Below are 3,632 nucleotides of genomic sequence, written 5' to 3'. Positions count from 1 at the left end.
CAGGGCGGCGCCGACGAGAGCGTCGAGGCCGTCGAGCAGGGGAGGGCTCACGGGCGGGGCTCCTCGATGGCGGTCCAGCGGGGCGCCTCGAACCGGACGAGGCCGGCGATGCGCAGGCGCTGCAGGACGGTCGAGACCTGCTTGACCCCGAGCCCGAGGCCGGGCGCCAGGTGCATCGGGAGCGCGCCCGCGGGGACGGCGCGCAGGGCGGCCAGGACGGCGGCGTCGCGGTCGGTCACGGGCGCCCCCTCACGTAGGCCCGGCCGATGCCGAGCGCCGACAGGATCTTCGCGCCCGGCGGGCGGCGGCCCGAAAGCACGTCTGCGAGGTAGCCGGGTCCGACGCCGTGGCGCCGGGCCCAGCGGGCGGCGGAGGGCGCGCGCTCGACGGCGGCGCGGAGCGAGAGTGGGCCGAGCATGGCGTCCCGCACGGCGGCGTCGGACACGAGCTGGCGCCCGGGCATGCGCTCCGTTCTGGGCCGCGGTACGATGCTCACGCCCGCCAGGCCGGCCCAGCGATGCGCCGTGCACTCCGCGACGCCCAGCCGGCGCGCGACGGCGCCGACGCCCACCGTGCTCGCGACGACACGGCGGACTTGCGCCGCCGTCACGCCCGAGCCGACCTCCCTCCACACCCGCATAGACCCCTCCACGAATCGACGCGCGACGCCGCGCCCAAGCATTCAAGCACGTTCGTCAGATGACGAAAGGGGAGTTGAGGGCACAAACTTAACGCGGACGACTGGATGAGCATGGAGCACTCAGAATTTACTCATTTAATGAGCATCCGGTTGGGGTCCAAAATTGACACCAGGACTGAACGAGATCTTGCGGCTGCCCCCGCGAGTGCTAGCATTCGTCATGTGCCGTAGTCGCGGCACAGCACAGGGAGGACGCGATGCCGGAGCTGTACAGGACGACGCGGGACTGGCAGGGGCCGCCGGAGGGCCTGGGCCTGGAGTGGCAGCCGCCGCGCGAGCTGCGCGTGTCGGGCGTCCTGAAGTGCCTCTGGACGGCTGAGGCCCCGTCGCAGGACTACGACGACGCGCTCGCCGGCCCCGAGGGGCGCCACCTGAAGGCCATCGGGTTCTCGCACGATCGCATGAGGTCCGGCCTGCCCTGCCTCTGGGAAGGGCCGGACTACGACCGCGAGCAGGCGGCCGTCCTCCTCAACACGGCCGCCCGGGGGTTGGCCGCCCACCGAGAGCGGGTCGCTCGCGAGCGCGCCCAGGCGGCCGCCGCGGCGGAGCGCCGGAGGGCCGAGGACCTCGCCCTCGCGGAGCGCGCCATCGCCGCCACGCGCGAGTCGCTGCGGACGCAGGGGTGGGCGTGGGCCGTGCGCGACGACGTCGAGCTCGCGGAGCGTCGCATCGCCAGGGGACCGGCTGGCTTGGAGCGCTACCAGAGCGAGCACCTGCTCGACCTCGTCGTGCGCGCGCAGGCCAACATCGACCGCGCGATGCGCGCGATGGAGATCCCGTACGAGCCCGAGGCCGAGCGGGCCGCCCTGCCGGAGGTGCAGGCCGCGGCGCATGAGGGCTGCCGGCTCCTGACCGCCCGCGACGCGGACCGGGCCTCGGTCGTCAACAAGTCCGGATGGGGCCGGAACAGCACGGTCCGGGGGCACATCCTCGCCGGCCTCCCGGCGCTGAATGCCGTGCTCGCCTCGCACGCGCTGCGGGCGCTCCGGACGCACCGCAAGCAGCTCCCCCCGGAGCTGGCGCTCAGGGTGTTCGGCCTCGACCTGCCCGACCTGCTCGCGGCGGCCGCGGCGGCGTGATTGTGGGTTGCGGGGGCGAGGCGATCATCAAAGCGTCGCCCCCGACAGGAGATCTCCAATGCGTTCCCTTGCCCGCCTGTTCGCCGCCCTCGCCGCCGTCGCCCTCGCGCCCCTGGTCTTCGTGTGGGAGGGCGGCCGCTGGGTCCTCCGGACTGTCGCGGGCGTCCGGCCGGATCCCGTCTTGCCCACCGCCGTCGCGGCCGAGGAATATCTCGACGCTGCCGCGGCCGTCCCCGCGCCGAGGCTGCCGACTGTCGCCGGCGTCCCTGCGACGCACCCGGTCGGCGTCGCGCTCGTCATGCACGCCCGGCACCTGACCGCCGGCGGCGACCCTGTCGACCTGTCCGGCCTGCCGGTGCCGGTCGCGACGTGGCTGCACTCCCTCTCGCCGGACGAGCTGACCGTCCTCGCCCGGACGCTCCCCCATCAGGCCGAGGCCCTCGCCGCCGGGCGCGGACGCGTCCCCGGGCTGCCTGGCTCCCACGACGCGGACGTGTCCGCGGAGCCCGTGACACATCCCCAGGCGGCCGATGTGGACGCGTCCGCGCCCGCATTCCACTGGCCCTACCGGGGGACGCCCGCGGACCGCGCGATGGCCGACCTGCTCGCGCACGTCGAGGGCGTCAGGGCGAGGCAGGCCAGGGTCGCCTAGGCCGCCCCAGCCCCCGAAAGCAACGAGGCCCGCCGGGGTGACCGGCGGGCCTTTTGGTTGTCCGACGTGCGCCCGCGCGGGGCCGACGTGCGTTCCATGTGCGTCTCTCTGCGGCCCCGCGTAGGCGCACCGGGAAAGCCGCAAGCGAAAAAGCGAGGGGCGCCGACGATTTCTCAGGCGCGCCTGGCAGGCCGGCGGGCCTCCGCCTTGGACGCCCGGATCCTCAGGCCGGCCACCTCAGCGCGGGCGGCGGCGAGCTGGCGGGCGAGCTCGGCCTCACGGGCGCGGGAGGCCAGGAGGGCCTGGCCGAGGCGGTGGACGGCTGCCTCCGACCGGGCCTCGGCACGGTCCCACGCGGCCCGCTCAAGGGCAGCCTTGGCGGCCCCGTCGGCGGCGAGCAGGGCGTTGAGCAGGCCGGTACCGACCTCGCCCGTCACTGCATGCCCGTGGCTCATGTCCGCCTCCCTCTCTCAGGAGGCCTATAGATTCAGGGTCCAGGCTCCCTGTCCAGCTGCGCTTGGCGAGAGGGTTACTGGATCCCTGGGCGTCGAATGCTCGGGACGCGTCCGGGCTCCTTCTCGACCCTGGCCGGATAGCCCCCCCGTTACTTCGGGGATCTGTAACGGAAATCCGAGGCGCCGCGGCGGGCGGCCTGAGTGCGCCCGACACGCACCAGTCAGTAATGCGCCATGAGCTGACCTTTGCCGTCAGCCATTCGAAGGGCTGGTCATCGACCGAGAGCAGACGCGCGCCTATAGGACCGGGTGGTCACGACTGTAGCGACCTCCTCAGTGGGACATCAGGCAACAGACGGTCGTCTCGCTCAGCAGGTCGCGCGTGACCCCGCCGAAGAACCACTCGCGTAGGCGGCTGTAGCCGTAGCCGCCCGTTACGATAAGGTCCCCGTCGATCGCGCGGACGGCCTTCTGCAGGTCCTCGGCGACGCTCCAGCCCGAGCGCGCCGCCAGATGCCCGCTGGCGTTGACGTCGTGCAGGGCGAGGTAGCGGACGACGTCGTCCACCTCCGCCCGGTCCCCGTCGTCCGTCATTCGAAGCACCTGGACCGCCTCCGCGCGCCTGAGCAGGGGCAAGGCGTCCGAGAGCGCCCGGCGGGTCTGCGGCGTGTTCTTCCAGCCGACGACGATGCGCCTAGCCTCCAGGTGCTCGATGCCGGCCGAAACCACGAGGACGGGGCGGCCCA

Annotated in this window: 6 protein-coding genes; 2 read left to right on the top strand and 4 right to left on the bottom strand. The window is 73.5% G+C overall.

Annotated elements, in window-relative coordinates:
• Positions 1 to 47: 47 nt before the first annotated feature.
• Entirely contained in the window at positions 48 to 239 is a 192-nt protein-coding gene (locus MFF42_RS23075) for a hypothetical protein (protein WP_017483090.1), read from the bottom strand.
• Positions 236 to 640: a hypothetical protein gene (locus MFF42_RS23070; RefSeq protein WP_017483091.1), complete on the bottom strand. Its 405-nt coding sequence runs from the start codon at positions 638 to 640 to the stop codon at positions 236 to 238. Before MFF42_RS23070 ends, MFF42_RS23075 begins: the two co-directional genes overlap by 4 nt.
• Positions 641 to 897: 257 nt before the next feature.
• Between MFF42_RS23070 and MFF42_RS23065 the strand changes: the two genes are divergently transcribed.
• On the top strand, positions 898 to 1,779 hold the full coding sequence (locus tag MFF42_RS23065; protein WP_017483092.1) for a hypothetical protein: 882 nt from the start codon (positions 898 to 900) through the stop codon (positions 1,777 to 1,779).
• A 58-nt stretch (positions 1,780 to 1,837) separates the two neighbouring features.
• Positions 1,838 to 2,431 carry a hypothetical protein gene (locus MFF42_RS23060; RefSeq protein WP_017483093.1) on the top strand — a complete coding sequence of 198 codons (594 nt, stop codon included), beginning with the start codon at positions 1,838 to 1,840 and terminating at the stop codon, positions 2,429 to 2,431.
• A 173-nt stretch (positions 2,432 to 2,604) separates the two neighbouring features.
• On the opposite strand, the gene MFF42_RS23055 is transcribed toward MFF42_RS23060, so the two are convergent.
• Entirely contained in the window at positions 2,605 to 2,886 is a 282-nt protein-coding gene (locus tag MFF42_RS23055) for a hypothetical protein (RefSeq protein WP_017483094.1), read from the bottom strand.
• A 333-nt stretch (positions 2,887 to 3,219) separates the two neighbouring features.
• On the bottom strand, positions 3,220 to 3,632 hold a 413-nt coding region (locus tag MFF42_RS23050; RefSeq protein WP_238258052.1), incomplete at its 5' end, for a universal stress protein.

Origin of the sequence: Methylorubrum podarium (assembly GCF_022179745.1) — a bacterium.
GTDB classification, from domain to species: Bacteria; Pseudomonadota; Alphaproteobacteria; order Rhizobiales; family Beijerinckiaceae; genus Methylobacterium; species Methylobacterium podarium.
Note: the sequence above shows the minus strand (reverse complement) of the source record. Positions and strands in the feature narration are given on the sequence as shown.

What these genes read in the sequence shown, in the direction of transcription:
- MFF42_RS23070 (WP_017483091.1), bottom strand. Translation starts at nt 640, where the DNA reads ATGCGGGTGTGGAGGGAGGTCGGCTCGGGCGTGACGGCGGCGCAAGTC.
- MFF42_RS23065 (WP_017483092.1), top strand. Translation starts at nt 898, where the DNA reads ATGCCGGAGCTGTACAGGACGACGCGGGACTGGCAGGGGCCGCCGGAG.
- MFF42_RS23060 (WP_017483093.1), top strand. Translation starts at nt 1,838, where the DNA reads ATGCGTTCCCTTGCCCGCCTGTTCGCCGCCCTCGCCGCCGTCGCCCTC.
- MFF42_RS23055 (WP_017483094.1), bottom strand. Translation starts at nt 2,886, where the DNA reads ATGAGCCACGGGCATGCAGTGACGGGCGAGGTCGGTACCGGCCTGCTC.